Raw genomic sequence first — 18563 nt, forward strand, 5'->3', positions numbered from 1 at the left:
AAAAACAAACCCCGTTACAATATTGTAACGGGGTTTGCTATGTATTATCTTAAAATATTTAATCTCTCCTACCAAACACTAAAAATGCCCAGTATAACAATGAAGCAAGTGCACCAATGGCAGCTACTACATAGGTACGTGCCGCCCATTTAAGCGAATCTTCTGCACCCGAATATTCTTCTTGCGTAAGCATATTTTTAGTTTTTAACCATTTTAATGCACGGTTACTAGCATCATACTCTACAGGTAATGTTATAAAACTAAATAATGTAGCAATACCCATAAGTAGTACCCCTGCAACGGCTATATAATAGCCAAAGCCTAGTTGCGAACCAATACCAAGTATTAAGCCTATAAAAATAAGTGGTCCTGATAATCGTGATGACACATTTACCATAGGTACCATTTTAGAACGAAACTGCAACATGCTATACGCATTAGCATGTTGTACAGCGTGCCCTACCTCGTGAGCAGCAACGGCTGCCGCGGCAGCGTTACGCTGATTATATACCGCCTCACTAAGGTTTACTGTTTTATTGGCAGGGTTGTAATGGTCAGTAAGGCTACCTGATGTAGAAATTACCTTAACATCATAAATACCATTATCCTGTAACATTTTTTGTGCAATCTCAGCACCACTCATACCGTTGCGCAAGTGTACTTTAGAGTAGTACTCAAACTTCGATTTAAGTTTTGAACTTACCGCATAACTCACAAGAGCTATAAGTCCTAATAACACATAATATCCTATCATTTTTAAATTCTTTTTACAGAATATATAGCAAATTTAAAGCCAATCTTTACAGACTGGCTTTAAATGAATTTTTGTCATAATTAACAATTATAGCAAGAAAGTAAGTTTAGCATAAAAGCGCCCTTGCCCGCTCTCTCTAAAAGTATTATTTACATTAGCGTATTCTGATTTCCATTTTCCGCTTATCAAAGCCCACTCATACCCTACGTTAAGACGCAGCGGAAATGAACTTTTTTGGAAAGCACCAAACGCTAATGATGGTCCTGCATAAAACTGATTATTATAAAGACTAATATGCCCTGTGTGGGTACCTGGATTAAGATCGTTAAGATCTATAACATTACCTCGGGTAAATAAATCATAATTACTGCCTATATAAGACAAATCAGCCCCTGCAGAAAGGTAAAAATTACCCGTATTTACAGGTATATAATGACCTCTCATTTTAATACCAGCAGCAACTGCTCTTATCCTGTCGGTACTTGTTTTTTTATCAAGATAATTAGTATTAAACTCTATATCTACCAAATAGTCTTCGCCCATAACATTAAACCCAAAAGTCATTTCGGGTAGTACCTCATCTATACCGGGCATTCCTGCTGCTGCAAGATTATCGCTAATTTTATGATCCTCAAACACTGCTGCCCCAAAGCCAACATAAAAACTTGTTTTAGGATTGTTTTCATCTGCCATGGTAGTGGTAGTTGTAGTAGTTGTCGTGGTTGTTACTGTTTCTTGAGCAAGTAATAATGCTTGACCTCCAAAAAAGCAAATAGTTGCAAATACAATTTTTTTCATAAGTTTTGTTTTTTTAATTGATGATTTGTTTAGGCTCTTTCAAATTGTATGCCAAAAAAACCTTGTTAATTAATCTTAAAACGAAAAAAGCACCAACCATAGTATATGGTTGGTGCTTTTTATCATAGTATACAATAAGTAATTATCCTACTATATTGATAATCTTACCTGGTACTACAATTACTTTTTTGGGCTGCTGCCCATTAAGTTGTTGTATGGTACGTTCATCAGCAAGTATGGTTTTCTCAATTTCATCTTTCGGCATATCCATAGGCAACTCTATCTTAAAGCGCATTTTACCGTTAAACGATACTGGATATTCTTTACTGCTTTCTACTAAATGACTTGCATTAAACTCTGGGAAAGCTACTCTAGCAATACTGCCCTCATTCCCTAACTGACTCCATAACTCCTCTGCAATGTGTGGCGCATAAGGTGACATAAGTATTGCCAATGGCTCTAGTATAGCACGTTCGTGACACTTAATAGCTGTTAACTCATTAACGGCTATCATAAACGAGCTTACTGATGTGTTGAACGAAAAGTTCTCAATATCGTCCTGCACTTTTTTAATAGTACGGTGTAGTATTTTGTAAGCTTCTTTGCTTGGTTCGTTATCGGTAACAATAAGTCCGTTATCATCAAAATACAACTTCCATAGTTTTTTAAGGAAACCGCTAACGCCTGTAATACCTGCGGTATTCCATGGTTTAGCTTGCTCTAATGGTCCTAAAAACATTTCGTATAAACGCAATGTATCAGCACCGTACTGTTCGCAAATATCATCTGGGTTTACTACATTGTATTTGGACTTCGACATTTTTTCGACTTCTCTAAGAGTCGTAAATTTTCCATTTGTCCTAAATATTGTACTAGTATGTATATCTTCATTATACCAACTAGCTAGCCCTTCTTCATTTTCAATTTCATTTTTTAAATTAACATACTCTACAGGTACATGAAGTTTCGTTACAGTAAAATAAATCTTATTAATATCAAATCCAGATGGTTCAAAATATTCTTTTAAATCTTCACTAAAAACTTCAGTTAACTTATATTTTAGCCCATTAACTACAGCTTCATAATTTTTATCTTTTAGAATATCCCACGACACTAATCGCCTATCAAATATATTATCAAAAATATTATCAAAAATTTCATCTTTAGACTGATAATCTTCTTGACTAATATTTTCAGCATAACCATAGTAAAACCCTCCATTAATCCTAAAAGTAAAGGCACTCTCCCCCAATATCATACCTTGGTTAATCAGCTTTTTAAAAGGCTCTTCTTGTTGTACAAAACCTCTATCTTGTAAAAACTTATTCCAAAAACGACTGTATAGTAGGTGTCCTGTAGCGTGCTCGCTACCACCAATGTATAAATCTACATTTTGCCAGTAGCTTTGGTTTGCTTCACTTACAAATTCATTTTCATTACCCGCATCCATATAGCGTAACCAGTACCATGAGCTACCTGCCCAACCTGGCATAGTGTTTAGCTCTAATGGGAAAATAGTTTCGTTATCTATATGGTCGTTGCTCACTACTTTATTCTCAGTAGTACTCCACGCCCATGTTGTAGCATTACCTAGTGGTGGTTGTCCATCCTCTGTTGGTAAGTACTTTTCTACCTCTGGTAAACGTATTGGTAAATGCTCTTTATCTATCATTTGTGGCATACCATTTACATAGTACACTGGGAATGGTTCTCCCCAATAACGCTGACGGCTAAATACAGCATCGCGCAAGCGGTAATTGGTTTTACCCATACCTTGGCTTATCTCCTCTAATGCTGTTATTGCTTTTTTGGTTGCTGTTTTATAGTCTAACCCATCAAGAAAATCAGAGTTTTGTAATACTACGTTCTCTTTACTTGCATAGGCTTCTTCGCTAATATCTATACCTGCGAATATGTTTTTTATTTCTATATTGAAATGCTTTGCAAAATCATAATCACGCTGATCGCCACAAGGTACTGCCATTACAGCCCCTGTACCATAACCTGCCAATACATAATCGCCTATCCAAATTTGTACAGGTTCTTTTGTAAATGGATGCTCGGCATACGCCCCTGTAAACACACCCGATATGGTTTTTACATCTGCCATACGATCGCGTTCGCTACGTTTTGCAGTAGCCTCTATATATTGTGTTACAGCTGCTGCCTGTTCTGGTGTGGTTATTTCGGCTACCAAATCATGTTCGGGTGCAAGCGTCATAAAGCTTACGCCAAAAATAGTATCAGGACGGGTAGTAAAAACTTCTATTTTCGCATCATGCTCCTTTACATTAAACGTAACCGATGCTCCTACTGATTTACCTATCCAGTTACGCTGACTTTCTTTAAGTGATTCTGTCCAGTCGATAGTATTTAAGCCTTGAAGTAAACGCTCGGCATAGGCAGAAATTCGCATACTCCATTGAGTCATCTTTTTACGCATAACAGGATGCCCACCTCTTTCAGATACTCCATTTACTATCTCGTCATTTGCCAAAACTGTACCTAGTGCAGGACACCAGTTTACTTCGGTTTCGGCAAGATAAGTAAGCCTATATTGTAATAATATTTTTTCTTGTTGTTCTTTGCTATAGCTTTTCCATGCGTCGGCTGTAAAAGTAGCAATATTATCATCGCATACGGCATTGATGTCTGTATTACCATTTGCTTCAAACTTGGCAATCAATGTACAAATACTTTCTGCTTTATCGGTATCATTATTATACCACGAGTTGAACAGTTGGATAAATATCCATTGTGTCCATTTATAATATTCAGGGTTAGAAGTACGTACTTCTCTATCCCAATCGAATGAGAAACCAATCTTATCTAACTGTTCACGATAACGCGCAATATTAGTAGCAGTAGTAACCGCAGGGTGTTGTCCTGTTTGTATAGCATACTGCTCAGCAGGAAGCCCAAAACTATCATACCCTTGTGGGTGCAATACATTAAAACCTTGATGGCGTTTGTAGCGCGCATAAATATCTGATGCGATATACCCTAGCGGATGCCCTACATGCAGCCCCGCCCCCGATGGGTAAGGGAACATATCGAGTACATAATATTTTGGTTTCTCAGTGCTATCTTCTGCTTTAAACGTTTTGTTTTCAGCCCAGTATTTTTGCCACTTGGCTTCTATCTCGTTAGGATTGTATCTCATAAGTGAGTCGTAAAATTGAAAGTCATAAGGTTAAAAAGTTGCCGAGCCGTTGCGGTACTCAGCTTAAAAAAAGCAAATTTACGTTTATTGTACGAAAGTTAAAACTTTGCCCGTTATAAACTATGTTTAACAAATTTCTTTATTATTTTTACCGCTAAAATATAAACTATGGCATCATCTTTTGAAAAATTCCAAAAAAGAAGGCTTCTTTCCTCTTATTTTTCTGTGATACTCAGTATTTTCATAGTACTTACGCTTTTAGGAGCGCTAGGACTATTTGTGATAAATACCGAAAAAATATCGAGTTATGTAAAGGAAAACATCCCGATGACGGTGTTTTTTAAAAAGGATGCAAATGATGCTACTATGCAATCGTTTGGCGAAGAGTTAAAAGAAGCTCCTTACATAAAGGATTATGTGTATGTAACCAAAGAGGAAGCTGCACAAAATAATAAAGATATTATGGGTGACTATGAAACTTTATTAGACGGCAACCCTTTATTAAACTCCTATGACATTCACCTAAAAGGAGGATACGTACAAACTGATAGTATTAAAAACATTGAATTAGCATTGAGAGCCAACCCTATGGTAGCCGATGTTACCTATGACCTTGTATTGGTAGAAATGGCAAACGAAAATATAAAAACCATTACATTCTGGATACTCGTTATAAGCGGAATATTGGTATTTATTGCGATGCTACTTATTAATAGTGCGTTAAGACTATCTATATACAACCACCGTTTTACTATAAAAACCATGCAAATGGTAGGTGCTACAAAATCGTTTATCCGTAAACCATTTGTGTGGAGGGGGATTAAGCTAGGGCTTATAGGTTCGCTCTTTGCTATCGCTACGCTACTATGGCTAGTATATTATCTTGATGCTGCACTACCTGTACTAAACATTTGGGAAGACTGGATGCCTACGGCTATTGTTTTTGGTGGTGTATTAGCTTTTGGAATTATCATTACTACAATAAGTACATTTTTTGCCACACAACGTTTTCTTAATTTAAGAACAGACGATCTTTATTAAGACTAGCGATACAGAAAAAGGCAATAGTAAAAACTTAAAACAAAACTGATGAAGAATAACAACGAAATAAAAACCCATTTTCTTTTTGAAAAGGTAAATTATAAAATACTACTTATAGGCTTAGGCGTAATTGCTCTTGGTTTTATACTAATGGCAGGCGGAGGCAGTGACGATCCTAATGTATTTAGCGAAGATATTTTCAACTTTAGAAGAATACGTCTTGCACCTACCGTAGTAATTATAGGCTTTGGTATTACTATTTATGCTATACTTAAAAACCCACATGGTAAAAACACTCCTGAAATAAAAACAGAAGAAACTTTCCCTGAAGATAAAGCCATTAAAAACTTTAAAAACAAGAAACAGTAATGGATTTTTATCAGGCTATCATAATTGCTATTATTGAAGGACTTACAGAGTACTTACCTGTATCATCTACCGCACACATGATTTTTGCAAGTTCTTACTACGGCATACAGGAAGACGACTATGTAAAATTGTTTCAGGTATCTATACAATTTGGCGCTATACTCGCAGTAGTAGCTTTATACTGGAAAAAGTTTTTCGATTTTACAAAATTCAACTTCTATATAAAACTAGCACTTGCAGTAGTACCTGCGTTAATTTTAGGTTTATTATTTGACGATCTTATAGAGCAAGCTTTGGGCGACCCTATACCCATTGCCATAGTGCTTATAGTGGGTGGTGTGATATTGTTATTTATCGAAAATTTCTTTATTAACCAACCGATAAAAAAGGAAGAAGATATAACCCGAAAGAAAGCAATAACCATAGGTTTTTGGCAATGTCTTGCCATGATGCCTGGTACAAGCCGTTCGGCTGCTTCTATTATAGGTGGTATGCAACAAGGACTTACTCGGGAAAATGCAGCAGAGTTCTCTTTTTTCCTTGCCGTACCTACTATGGCTGCCGCTACACTATACTCTGTATTTCTAAAAACGTATGAGCATTCAGGACTTAAAGGCTATGAGTTATTAGTAGAGTCACCAGATAATCTCAAAATGTTCCTTATGGGTAACGTTATTGCCTTTATTGTATCTATTATTGCTATAAAAGGTTTTATAGGCTTCATCAAGAAATACGGTTTTAAGCCTTGGGGCTGGTACAGAATAATAGCAGGAGCACTACTACTTGCTTACTTTACAACATACAAATAATTTGATTTGACGACACCCGAAGCATTTACCGAAGGCAAAATATTATTAATAGACAAACCCTTAAAATGGAGTTCTTTTCAGGCTGTTAATAAAATAAAATGGAGTTTAAAGAAGCATTTAGGCTTAAAAAAAATAAAAGTAGGGCACGCGGGTACACTCGACCCTTTGGCGACAGGACTACTTATAGTATGCACTGGTAAATTCACCAAACGCATCACCGAATTGCAGGGTATGGAGAAAGAGTACACAGGTACTTTTCATATTGGTGCTACAACACCATCTTACGACTTAGAAACCGAGGTTAATGCTACTTTCCCTACCGAACATATAGATGAGAACCTCATCAAAGAAACTGTTTCGCAATTTTTAGGCGAAATAGACCAAAAACCCCCTATTTTCTCGGCTATAAAAAAAGATGGTAAACGACTGTATGAACATGCTCGTAAAGGCGAAGAAGTAGAAATTGCTTCACGCAAAACCACAATATACGAGTTTGAAATTATCCGCATAGCATTACCCGAAGTTGACTTTAGAGTAGTGTGTAGCAAAGGTACTTACATTCGCTCTTTAGCTTTTGATTATGGTAAAGCATTACAATCTGGCGCACACCTTACAGTACTGCGACGCACTAAAATTGGAGAATTTTCCGTTGATAATGCTATAGATCCTGAAATTTTTGAGAATGAAATTGAAAAGTAAATTATTATACTTACTTATCGCATTCTCTTTATCTTCTGCTTTTGCTCAAAAAGTAGATTTGCAAGATGGCGACCTCATTTTTCAAGATATGGATTGCGGTCCGTTATGCGATGCGATAGAAGCTGTAACCGAAGGCTATAACAATAATAACTTTAGCCACATGGGTATGGTATATCATAAAAACGATACAGTATACATTATAGAAGCTGCCGGTAATGCAGTGCGGCTTACTACGCTTGAAAAATTTTCAGAGAACACATCAAAACCCATGTATATAGGTCGGCTAAAAGAAGAATATAATAACCTAATACCTTCAGCTATCTCATTCTCATTACAGCAAATGGGTGTACCTTATGATGATGAATATGTATATGATAATGGCAGTTACTACTGTTCAGAACTTATATATGATGCTTTCTTGTTTGCCAATTCAGGTAAGCCATTTTTCAGGCTTTACCCAATGACATATAAACAACCTAATACTAACGAGTTCTTCCCTGCATGGGTAGACTATTACAAAAGTATAGGCAAAACTATACCTGAAGGCTTACTGGGTTGTAACCCTGGCGGTATGTCGGTGTCTAATAAAATAGAGATTATAGGTGTAATAGAATAATACTGCTTTCAATAAAACTATTTACTTGCCTGTGCTTTCTCTAAGAGGGCTGTAATTTCTTGCATAGCACTAATACCTTTATCGTGCAAATACCATTTTTGTAATTCGGTTTTAGTTTCCTCATTAATTACACCGAATTTTTCTTTGGCATCTTTAATCAGTTTTGTTCCTCCCTCTGGTCGTGGCCCCCAATTACCCAAAACAGTATTATCTTTAGCATCTACTAAAATTAGCTTTGGTATTGCCCTTCCACCATTAGTAAGAAAACCATCCATCAATTCGCTATTTTCATCTCTAAGTACAATCCGCAAGTCTATTAAATCGTTTTCGCTTGCCATTTTCTCCATTACAGGTAGTAACTGAGCCGCATCGCCACACCATCCCTCAGAAATTACAAGGAAAACATAGTTATCTTTTATTGCTTTTAGTTTTTCGACAACATCAGGAGTCAATTTTATGGTTTTATCTAAGCGTTTCATACGCACTTCATTTAAAGTACTGTAATGCGTAAGGCTTTCCGATTGGGTCTCACCAGTAGATAACCCGTCTAACAATAATTTTGAAATATGATTTCTATATTCAGTATAAGAATAACTTTTCTCTAAACTATTAGTAATAAGCGTATTTTGCATATTGTTTTCTTTTACTACAAATTTACGTCAAGTTTTAGAGAAACAAAAAAAACACAATTAATAAAAAATTGTACTTTAGTAAGATAAATTGTAGAAATGAAATTTGAAGGCAACACTATTGGACTTACACTTTCTGGAGGAGGCACTAAAGGTATTGCCCACGCAGGAGTACTTAAGTTTTTTGAAGAAAAAAACATAAAACCATCCCATATTGCAGGCACTAGCTCTGGTGCTATTGTAGCAGCATTATACGCGTGGGGTAAAACACCTGATGAAATACTAGAATTTTTCCAATCTATCTATTTTTTTCACTGGAAGCACTTCACCTTTCGCAAAGCAGGTTTTATTGATGCAGATGCATTTAAAAGTTATTTCAGCACCATTTTTAAAGATGCCACATTAGGCGATCTTCCTTATAGAGTGCACATCACTGCCACCAATATTGTATCGGGTAAATTACACATATTTGGTCCTGAAATAAAGATTATCGATGCCATTTTGGCTTCGGCTGCTTTTCCTGGTATTATTAGCCCTTATGAAATAGACGGTAAGCTATATAGCGATGGAGGCATACTAAACCACTTTCCTACTGATGTGTTACAGGGCAGGTGTGAAGTTTTGATAGGCGTATATTTAAGCCCCATACAAAAAATTGAAGCAAGCGATATGAAAAGTATAAAAGCAGTTACGACACGTGCTTATGATTTGCTTACTGCCAACTCAAATATGCAAAAATTTAGCTTGTGCGATTGGGTAATAAGTCCTGATAAGCTAGCACCTTATAATACCTTTGAGACTAATAAGATAAAAATGGGCGAAATTTTTGATATAGGCTATGAAGCTGCAAAAAAATCGTATGATGCACTTATAGTATAAGAGTGAGGCTATAAAACTCTTTTTAGAAAAACATTTATTACTATATTTGCACCATTCAAGAAAAATCTCCCTATGAAATACAAAAGAGTTCTGTTAAAATTGAGTGGTGAAGCCTTAATGGGCGACAGACAATATGGTATAGACCCACAAAGACTTGCCGAATATGCTCAACAAATTAAAGAAATACACGATAAAGGTATACAAATCGCTATTGTTATAGGCGGTGGTAACATCTTTAGGGGTGTAGCTGGCGCTAGTAACGGTATGGATAGGGTTCAGGGAGACTATATGGGTATGCTTGCTACCGTTATTAACGGTATGGCACTACAGGGCGCCCTAGAAGATGCTGGTATGCAAACACGACTGCAAACGGCTTTAAAAATAGAAGCTATTGCAGAACCTTATATAAAAAGAAAAGCAGTACGCCATTTAGAAAAAAATCGTATTGTAATTTTTGGAGCAGGTACTGGTAACCCTTATTTTACTACAGATACCGCTGCTGTACTTAGAGGTGTAGAAGTAAATGCCGATGTGATACTAAAGGGTACACGCGTAGATGGTATTTATACTGCCGACCCTGAAAAAGATGCTAGTGCAGTAAAATATGACACGCTTACATTTGAAGATGTATTGAGTAAAGGACTTAATGTAATGGATACAACTGCATTTACTTTAAGTCAAGAAAATGAATTACCTATTATAGTATTTGACATGAACAAAAATGGTAACCTCGTAAAAATTTGCGAAGGCGAACCTATAGGAACTACAGTAAACGTATAATTTTTAACAGCATAAGAATTACTACTATGGAAGAGATTGATTTTATCTTAGATAGTACAAAAGAGTCAATGAACGGCTCTATTGCACACCTTGAAAAAGAATTTTTAAATATTCGCGCCGGTAAAGCTAGTCCTGCTATGCTAGGCGGAGTAATGATAGATTATTACGGTTCGCAAACACCGTTATCTCAGGTAGCTAATGTTAATACTCCTGATGCTAGAACTATAACAGTACAGCCTTGGGAAAAAAACATGTTACAGCCTATTGAAAAAGCTATTATGATAGCTAACCTTGGTTTTAACCCTATGAATAATGGTGATAACATTATTATAAGCGTCCCACCATTAACAGAGGAGCGCAGAAGAGAGTTAGCAAAACAAGCTAAAGGTGAAGCAGAAGATGCTAAAATAGGTATAAGAAACGCTCGTAAAGATGCTAATACCGAAATTAAGAAACTAGAAAAAGACGGTATGTCTGAAGATGTATGTAAAAGCGCCGAAGATGAGGTGCAGGAGCTAACCAATAGTTTCATAAAAAAAATTGACGAGTTACTCTCGACCAAGGAAGCCGAGATAATGAAAGTATAATAAAAGTCCGCCACTAAGGCGGATTTTTTATTTATATGCTATCTTTGTCGAAACAAATTGCGGTTTCTTTCGTTTAGCATAAAAAGGTACATGAGAATCCTTACACTATTGCTCTTGCTTATAGGTAGCCTGTCTTGTCAGGCGCAGTTTACTATTGCAGGTATTGTAAGAGACAATGAGCACAATAAACCCTTACCCTTTGCCACCATTACTACAGATAAAGGGAAAACATTAGTTACAGATATTGACGGAAAATTTAATACTGATGCTACCGAATGGTTTACCGTTGCTTATGTTGGCTATAAAAAGAAAAAAATAGCCGTTATACCTGGTAAAGAAAAATACAATATTTTTCTTACTCAAAGCACTCAACAACTCAAAGAGGTTGTTATAGAGCAAAGCAATAGTGCTAACGCTTTATTAAGAAAAGTAATTTACAGGAAACCATATAACGACCCGAGACAAAGACTAGAAAGTTTTAGATATAAAACCTACAACAAATTACTGGTTACTGCTAACCCTGACTCTATAGTAGGGAAAATCGATTCTATATATACATATAAACGATCGAGAAAGCGATTTAGCAAAATTGACTCTACAGAATTTAAATTTAAGAAGCTGATAGAGCAGCAACACCTCTATCAAACAGAAAAGGTTTCAGAGTTCAAATACACTAAAAAACAAGGCTTAAAAGAAAATGTACTTGCCACCCGCATGGCAGGCTTTAAGCAGCCATTATATGAAATAATAGGACTAACGCTGCAATCATACTCTGTATATGGCAACAATGTAGAATTGGTTGAAACCAAATATGCAGGACCATTAGCCGATGATGCGTTACTTGATTATCAATATAAAATACTCGACACCGTAGCTATAGATGACAGAAGAGTTTATGTTGTATACTTTACCCCAAAAAGAAAATATAAAAAACGAAAACTAGAAGGACTACTATACATTGACGGTAAAAACTATGGTATAGCCAAAGCTATTTTTAGAGTAAAAAATGCACTCGATATTACCTCTACCCATGTATTTAGTTATAACGAAGAGCTAAACCTGTGGTTTCCTGATGAAAAAAAACTAAAAATTGTAAAAGGCAATAATAAGAATGATATTAAAATACTTGGAGAAACTATAAAGTTTGACGGAGTAGAAAAAGACAAGTCTAATCGCGAAAAAGATGCCTCAGATTATGTATATCTCATATCAGAGTCTATTAACTTCGAGCAAGAATACAATATACCATTAACAATAAAACACCCTGGGGTAGCAATAGATATAAAGCAGGAAGCTATAAACAGACCCGAAAACTACTGGAATCGTTACCGCATTGACACTTTGGATAACCGAAGTATGAAAACATATATTGCTTTAGATAGTCTTGTAGCTAAAAAAAAATGGGAGAAAAAAATATTTCTAGGCAAAAAAATAATTGACGGTTATATACCTGTTGGCATAATTGATATTGACCTTAGAGATCTTATTAAATATAATAACTATGAAGGGTTTAGACTTGGGCTAGGCGGTATTACTAACAGTAAGTTTTCTAACTGTTTCAGAATAAAAGGCTATGGTGTTCATGGTACTAAAGACAATGCTTTTAAATACAGTATGGGAGCTGCAGTAAGAATAGGCAACTTCTCAAGCTCTTGGATAGGCGGTTCATATACTGAGGATGTTCGGGAAATTGCAAGTACATCATTTGCTACTGACAAAAAAACGTTTAAAATATACGATCCTCGCCCCATAAACATTTCTACTTTTTATGAACATAAAACTTGGGAAGCCTACTTAGAGTCTAAAATATTACCTAAAACAGAAAGTCATTGGCAAGTTACTCATAGTAGTATTGACCCCAAGTTTAACTACATATATAGTCCTAACGGAAGATCTTATTCACAGTTTAACTTAGTTACTGCTACAGCAGCTATACAATGGAATCCGTTTAGCGATTTTATGCAAACACCTAATGGGCGAATAGAGGTAGACAAGCGTTTCCCTAAGTTTACTTTTCAATACACGCAAGCCCTTGCAGGAATTTTAGATAGCGATTTCACTTTTGGCAAACTCGACTTTAGAGTAGAAATGGAAAGAAAATACCTCAACGGGCAAAGAACATCGGCACTTATACAAACAGGAGTTGCTGTAGGCGACACACCTCTTACCCATCTATACAGTACATCGCCTAATAATCTTGACAGAGATGGGGTTTTACAACGAATTACTTTTGCAGGGAAAAACAGTTTTGAAACCATGTATTTTAACGAATTTTTCTCTAGCCAATATGCAATAGTACAATTAAAACACGGCATGAGCCGTTTTACAATATTTAACTCCCTTAAACTATCGCCTATGCTCGTTACACGTTTTGCATGGGGTAATATGGAAAACAACCATGAACATGAAGGTATAGAATATAACACCCTTAAAAAAGGGTATTATGAAAGCGGCATAGAGTTTAATGAAATTTTTAAGGGGCTTGGGTTTACTGCTTTTTACAGATATGGACCTTATCACTTACCTCAACTAGATAGAAATATTTCGATAAAAGTGTCTTTTGTCCTAAATTTACTCTAATTTGACACAAACTTTAGTCCTATTAACGAAGCAATTAACGTGGTAAGAAAAAACAACCGCCAAAAGTGCGAAGGCTCTTTAAAAATAAAAATACCCACCAGTACAGTACCCACAGCTCCCACACCTGTCCATACCGCATAAGCCGTTCCTATAGGTAGTGTTTGTGTTGCTTTATATAACAAAAACATACTTATAGCTAGACAAACAAAAAAACCTCCCATCCAGTAGGTCGAGGTTATTCCTGTTGTTTCTTTAGCTTTACCAAGGCATGAAGCAAAGCCTACTTCAAACAATCCTGCTATAATTAATAATATCCAGTTCATTATGCTAATATAAAGTTTTCCAAATATTACGCCTTACTATTTAACTATTTTGTTGTTTTTAGTACATTTGCAGGCATTTACCTCATCAATGAGCTATAATCATGAGACAGGTATCTATAATAAAATGAATTAAATTATTTACAATGAAACATACTAAAGTTAAAGACCTGCTGAACAGCACAAAACCTATTGATGGTATTTCGGTAAAAGGATGGGTTAGAACTTTTAGAAATAACCAGTTTTTAGCACTTAATGATGGCTCTATTATACATAACATACAATGCGTAATAGATTTTGAAAATACACCTGCCGAAACACTAAAAAGGATTACTACAGGAGCTGCTGTTGCTATAAATGGAAACCTTGTAGAAAGTAAAGGCTCTGGGCAGCAGTTTGAAATACAAGTAACACAGCTTGAAATACTGGGCGACAGCGACCCAGAAAAATACCCTATACAACCTAAGAAACACTCTCTTGAATTTTTAAGAGAGAATGCACACCTAAGGGTACGTACTAATTCATTTGGTGCAATTATGAGAGTGCGTTCGGTACTATCATTTGCCGTACATCATTATTTTCAAGATAGAGGTTTTGTATATGTAAACACGCCCATTATAACAGGTAGTGATGCAGAGGGTGCAGGAGAAATGTTTCACGTAACCTCATTACCAATAGGTAACCCACCAAAAACTGAAGAAGGAAATGTAGATTATAAAGAAGACTTTTTTGGTAAAGAAACCAACCTTACCGTGTCTGGGCAGTTAGAAGCCGAGACATTTGCTATGGCATTAGGACAGGTATATACCTTTGGACCTACCTTCCGTGCAGAGAATAGTAACACATCGCGCCACCTTGCTGAGTTTTGGATGATAGAACCTGAGGTTGCATTTAATGATCTTGATGCTAACATGGACTTAGCAGAAGATTTCATTAAATATGTTATCCGTTATGCATTAGAGAAATGCCCTGAAGATCTTACGTTTTTAAACCAGCGTCTTAAAGACGAGGAGAAAAACAAGCCAATGGCAGAACGTAGCGAAATGAGTCTTTTAGAAAAGCTTCGATTTGTACTTGAAAACAACTTTAAACGTGTTAGTTATACTGAGGCTATTGATATACTGAAAAACTGTAAGCCAAACAAAAAGAAGAAATTCAATTATATTATTGAAGAATGGGGTGCTGATTTACAAAGTGAGCATGAACGCTACCTTGTAGAAAAACATTTTAACTCTCCAGTAATATTATTTGATTATCCTGCTGATATAAAAGCCTTCTATATGAGGCTTAACGACGATAATAAAACCGTGCGCGCTATGGACATCCTTTTCCCAGGTATTGGAGAAATTGTAGGAGGTTCGCAAAGAGAAGAGCGTCTTGATGTATTACAGCAAAAAATGGCAGAGCTTGGCGTAGACGAAGAAGAACTTAAATGGTACTTAGACACACGCCGTTTTGGTAGTGCTGTACACAGTGGTTTTGGGCTTGGTTTCGAGCGCCTTGTACTGTTTGTAACAGGTATGGGTAACATTCGAGATGTAATACCTTTCCCTAGAACACCACAAAACGCCGATTTCTAAAAATATTCTTACATACTTAAAAACAGGCATTATACCTTTTACGTCATAATTTTATCTAAAAAGCGTAGGGTTGTAATGCCTGTTTTTTGTATTTTTATACTGGAAAACCACCCAATTACATATGCTAAAGCAGAACTTACAATTAAAGCTATCTCAAAAATTATCGCCACAGCAAATTCAGCTGATGAAGCTGATACAGCTCCCTACGCAAGCGTTTGAACAACGTCTTAAAGAAGAAATGGTAGAGAACCCTGCACTTGAAAACGGTAAAGAGGATGAGTATGAAACCGATGAGTTTGCAGCAGATGAATATGACGACTATGATGATTATGACAACGAGAGCATTAATGCCGATGACATAAACATAGACGAATACCTTAGCGACGACGAGGTACCCAACTATAAAACCCAAGCCAACAACTATAGTGATGATGATGAAGATAGGACTATGCCTATGGCAGCAAATGTTAGTTTTCATCAAAGCCTAACAGAGCAGTTAAACACTTTTATACTTAGCGAGAACGAAAGGGATATTGCCGAATTTCTTGTAGGTAGTATTGACGACATGGGCTACATACGCCGTAACATACCCGATATTGTAGACGATATGGCATTTACTCAAGGTATTTATACCGATGAAAAAACAGTAGAAAATATGCTACATGTTATTCATCAGTTAGAGCCCGCGGGTGTAGGAGCGCGCGACTTGCAAGAATGCTTGCTATTGCAACTAAAGCATAAAACGCCTACAGAGCCCATAGACTTGGCTATAAACATACTAGAAAATCAGTTTGATGCTTTTACTAAAAAGCACTATGCCAAATTATTGCAAAAATACGACATAAGCGAAGACCAATTGCGCAAAGCTATTGATGAGATTGAGAAACTAAACCCAAAACCAGGTGGCTCTTATGATAACAATAGTAAAACTGTAGAACACGTAGTACCTGATTTTGCTATAAAAATTAGGGATGGCGAACTGGAACTCACGCTTAACGGAAGAAATGCACCAGAACTACACGTGTCTAAAGATTATCAGGAGATGCTGCAAAGCTATAAGGTTTCTAGAGAGAAATCGAATGCCCAAAAAGATGCAGTACAGTTTATAAAACAAAAACTCGACTCTGCTAAGTGGTTTATAGATGCTATAAGGCAACGACAAGAAACGCTGTATGTAACTATGAATGCTATAATGCACTATCAGGAAGAGTACTTTTTAGATGGTGATGAAGCAAAGCTAAAACCTATGATACTTAAAGATATTGCCGACCTTGTGGGTCTAGATATCTCAACGGTGTCGCGTGTAGCAAATAGTAAATACGTAGATACACCTTATGGTACGAAGTTGATAAAAGAATTTTTCTCTGAAGCCATGAAAAATGATCAGGGAGAGGATGTATCGACTATAGAAATTAAAAAAATACTGCAAAATGTTATTGAAGAGGAAGACAAAAGAAAACCACTTCCTGATGATAAACTTGCCGAAATACTTAAAGATAAAGGCTACCCTATAGCCCGAAGGACGATTGCCAAATACAGGGAGCAACTAGATATACCAGTAGCACGAATGCGAAAGAAAATATAAGGTGCATGAAAAAACTATTTGTTTTATTTTCTTATGCTTTCAATCCGTTACTTATACCTGTATATGTTACGCTATTTTATTTCATGATTACCATGAATTACTTTTATAAGCACGAAATCTATCTTGTGTTTATACAGGTACTTATACTAACTATGCTGTTGCCTATATCGTTATTTTACCTTTTACGCTCATTAGGGCTTATACGCACTAAAATGCTAATTGATAGAAGGGAACGCAAACTTCCTTTAGCATTTTATGCTATTTTACTACTGGTATTAATAAAACACAGTTTTTCTGTACTAGTTATACCTGAGTTATATTATTATTTTTTGGGTAGTCTTATAAGTATTCTAATTGCTTTAGTTTTACTACTTTTTAATCAAAAAATAAGCCTTCATGTAATGGGGGTATCATCATTAACGGTATTTGTAATAAGTATATCAGCCTACTATCATGTTTCCTTCTTGTACTCCATCGCTTTTTTAATACTATCATCTGGAATTGTAGCTTCATCTCGACTACAAGCAAAAGAACATTCGCTTAGCGGTGTTTTTTTAGGTAGTATTGTAGGTGTGCTACCACAGGTACTATTATGGTTTGTATGGCTTATACCTGCTTTTTAAATTATAGTATATAAAAAACAAGCCCTAGACTTACTGTGTTAAGGTTTATGTTTTCTCCATCACTTAATTTTGCTTGATTCTTATAAATAGGCGTTATACCATAATAAGCATACAAGTTCCAGGTGTTCCATCCTGCAGAAATATAAGCACCATACACAAGGCTATTAAGATCACTATTTCCTTTTACTTTTGTACTCCCTCCTGATAAGGGATAATATTGCGCTTTATCGGCAAAAAGATAACTTATTTTAAAGCCTGTATATACACGCCAAAACTTATGACTTGTTTCACTTGAGTTACGCCAGCGCAACTCTATCGGCAACTCAAGATAATGAAGTACTTGTTTATTTTTATCAAAGTCTGCAGCATCTGCCTGCTCATAAAATACAGTACCGGCACTTTCAGTTACTTTAAGGTCATTTTTTATGTTATAATAAGCATATCCTAACCCCACGGCTATGGCATAGGTTCTTTTTTCATTGATAGGCATATCTCTTAAAAAACCCATAGTTAATCCCGTAGAAACAGAATTTTGCTCATAACCATTCGGTTTATTTTGCATAACTACATACGATATTGAAGCATAAAACTGATCTTCTCTATACAACGAGTCGGGTACAGTAGTAATACTATCCGTTTTTACCTCCTGTACTTCATCTATATTTTGTGCAAATGAAGTACTTATAATAAAGCTGAGTATGAGTATAAATAATGACCGCATAATAGTATATAACGTTAGTAGTACAAAGAT

The 18563-nt window shown here is 36.0% G+C and carries 17 protein-coding genes and 1 pseudogene; 12 read left to right on the top strand and 6 right to left on the bottom strand.

Features of this window, described 5'->3' with window-relative positions:
• Positions 1 to 58: 58 nt before the first annotated feature.
• From DVK85_RS04165 to DVK85_RS04175, 3 genes are all read right to left on the bottom strand, one after another.
• Complete coding sequence (locus DVK85_RS04165) at positions 59 to 754, bottom strand: zinc metallopeptidase (protein ID WP_114677228.1); 696 nt, start codon at positions 752 to 754, stop codon at positions 59 to 61.
• Positions 755 to 841: 87 nt separating this feature from the next.
• Positions 842 to 1552 (bottom strand): hypothetical protein, encoded by a 711-nt coding sequence (locus DVK85_RS04170; protein ID WP_114677229.1) that lies wholly within the window; start codon positions 1550 to 1552, stop codon positions 842 to 844.
• 142 nt (positions 1553 to 1694) lie between these two features.
• Entirely contained in the window at positions 1695 to 4715 is a 3021-nt protein-coding gene (locus DVK85_RS04175) for a leucine--tRNA ligase (protein ID WP_114677230.1), read from the bottom strand.
• A gap of 168 nt (positions 4716 to 4883) precedes the next feature.
• Between DVK85_RS04175 and DVK85_RS04180 the strand changes: the two genes are divergently transcribed.
• The 5 genes and pseudogenes from DVK85_RS04180 (at position 4884) to DVK85_RS04200 (ending at position 8249) form a co-directional block, all read left to right on the top strand.
• Positions 4884 to 5756: a cell division protein FtsX gene (locus tag DVK85_RS04180; protein WP_114677231.1), complete on the top strand. Its 873-nt coding sequence runs from the start codon at positions 4884 to 4886 to the stop codon at positions 5754 to 5756.
• 48 nt (positions 5757 to 5804) lie between these two features.
• Positions 5805 to 6038, top strand: a pseudogene (locus tag DVK85_RS04185) (DUF3098 domain-containing protein); the annotation flags it as partial.
• An 86-nt stretch (positions 6039 to 6124) separates the two neighbouring features.
• Complete coding sequence (locus tag DVK85_RS04190; protein WP_114677233.1) at positions 6125 to 6934, top strand: undecaprenyl-diphosphate phosphatase; 810 nt, start codon at positions 6125 to 6127, stop codon at positions 6932 to 6934.
• Positions 6935 to 6940: 6 nt separating this feature from the next.
• Positions 6941 to 7633 carry a tRNA pseudouridine(55) synthase TruB gene (gene truB, locus DVK85_RS04195; RefSeq protein ID WP_114677234.1) on the top strand — a complete coding sequence of 231 codons (693 nt, stop codon included), beginning with the start codon at positions 6941 to 6943 and terminating at the stop codon, positions 7631 to 7633.
• Complete coding sequence (locus DVK85_RS04200; protein WP_114677235.1) at positions 7617 to 8249, top strand: YiiX/YebB-like N1pC/P60 family cysteine hydrolase; 633 nt, start codon at positions 7617 to 7619, stop codon at positions 8247 to 8249. The genes truB and DVK85_RS04200 overlap by 17 nt, the downstream gene beginning before the upstream one ends.
• Before the next feature lie 17 nt (positions 8250 to 8266).
• Here the strand turns inward: DVK85_RS04200 and DVK85_RS04205 are convergent, their stop codons facing one another.
• Positions 8267 to 8881: a thioredoxin family protein gene (locus DVK85_RS04205; protein WP_114677236.1), complete on the bottom strand. Its 615-nt coding sequence runs from the start codon at positions 8879 to 8881 to the stop codon at positions 8267 to 8269.
• A gap of 96 nt (positions 8882 to 8977) precedes the next feature.
• Between DVK85_RS04205 and DVK85_RS04210 the strand changes: the two genes are divergently transcribed.
• From DVK85_RS04210 to DVK85_RS04225, 4 genes are all read left to right on the top strand, one after another.
• A complete protein-coding gene (locus tag DVK85_RS04210) occupies positions 8978 to 9757 on the top strand; it encodes a patatin-like phospholipase family protein (RefSeq protein WP_114677237.1) in 780 nt (259 codons plus the stop codon).
• Between the two features lie 72 nt (positions 9758 to 9829).
• Entirely contained in the window at positions 9830 to 10537 is a 708-nt protein-coding gene (gene pyrH, locus DVK85_RS04215; protein ID WP_114677238.1) for a UMP kinase, read from the top strand.
• 26 nt (positions 10538 to 10563) lie between these two features.
• The gene (gene frr, locus DVK85_RS04220; protein ID WP_114677239.1) at positions 10564 to 11124 is read left to right on the top strand and encodes a ribosome recycling factor; all 561 of its coding nucleotides are present in this window, start codon (positions 10564 to 10566) and stop codon (positions 11122 to 11124) included.
• A 90-nt stretch (positions 11125 to 11214) separates the two neighbouring features.
• Positions 11215 to 13704 carry a DUF5686 family protein gene (locus DVK85_RS04225; RefSeq protein ID WP_114677240.1) on the top strand — a complete coding sequence of 830 codons (2490 nt, stop codon included), beginning with the start codon at positions 11215 to 11217 and terminating at the stop codon, positions 13702 to 13704.
• Here DVK85_RS04225 and DVK85_RS04230 read toward each other — a convergent pair.
• Positions 13701 to 14027: a DMT family transporter gene (locus tag DVK85_RS04230; RefSeq protein ID WP_114677241.1), complete on the bottom strand. Its 327-nt coding sequence runs from the start codon at positions 14025 to 14027 to the stop codon at positions 13701 to 13703. The genes DVK85_RS04225 and DVK85_RS04230 overlap by 4 nt on opposite strands.
• 143 nt (positions 14028 to 14170) lie before the next feature.
• Between DVK85_RS04230 and asnS the strand changes: the two genes are divergently transcribed.
• From asnS to DVK85_RS04245, 3 genes are all read left to right on the top strand, one after another.
• Positions 14171 to 15604 carry an asparagine--tRNA ligase gene (gene asnS / locus DVK85_RS04235; protein WP_114677242.1) on the top strand — a complete coding sequence of 478 codons (1434 nt, stop codon included), beginning with the start codon at positions 14171 to 14173 and terminating at the stop codon, positions 15602 to 15604.
• Between the two features lie 121 nt (positions 15605 to 15725).
• The gene (rpoN, locus tag DVK85_RS04240; protein ID WP_114677243.1) at positions 15726 to 17189 is read left to right on the top strand and encodes an RNA polymerase factor sigma-54; all 1464 of its coding nucleotides are present in this window, start codon (positions 15726 to 15728) and stop codon (positions 17187 to 17189) included.
• A 5-nt stretch (positions 17190 to 17194) separates the two neighbouring features.
• A complete protein-coding gene (locus DVK85_RS04245; RefSeq protein ID WP_114677244.1) occupies positions 17195 to 17812 on the top strand; it encodes a hypothetical protein in 618 nt (205 codons plus the stop codon).
• Position 17813: 1 nt separating this feature from the next.
• On the opposite strand, the gene DVK85_RS04250 is transcribed toward DVK85_RS04245, so the two are convergent.
• Positions 17814 to 18533, bottom strand: a complete 720-nt coding sequence (locus DVK85_RS04250; RefSeq protein WP_114677245.1) for a porin family protein — start codon at positions 18531 to 18533, stop codon at positions 17814 to 17816.
• Positions 18534 to 18563 lie beyond the last annotated feature (30 nt).

Source organism: Flavobacterium arcticum (assembly GCF_003344925.1).
In the GTDB taxonomy this organism is placed as follows: domain Bacteria; phylum Bacteroidota; class Bacteroidia; order Flavobacteriales; family Flavobacteriaceae; genus Flavobacterium; species Flavobacterium arcticum.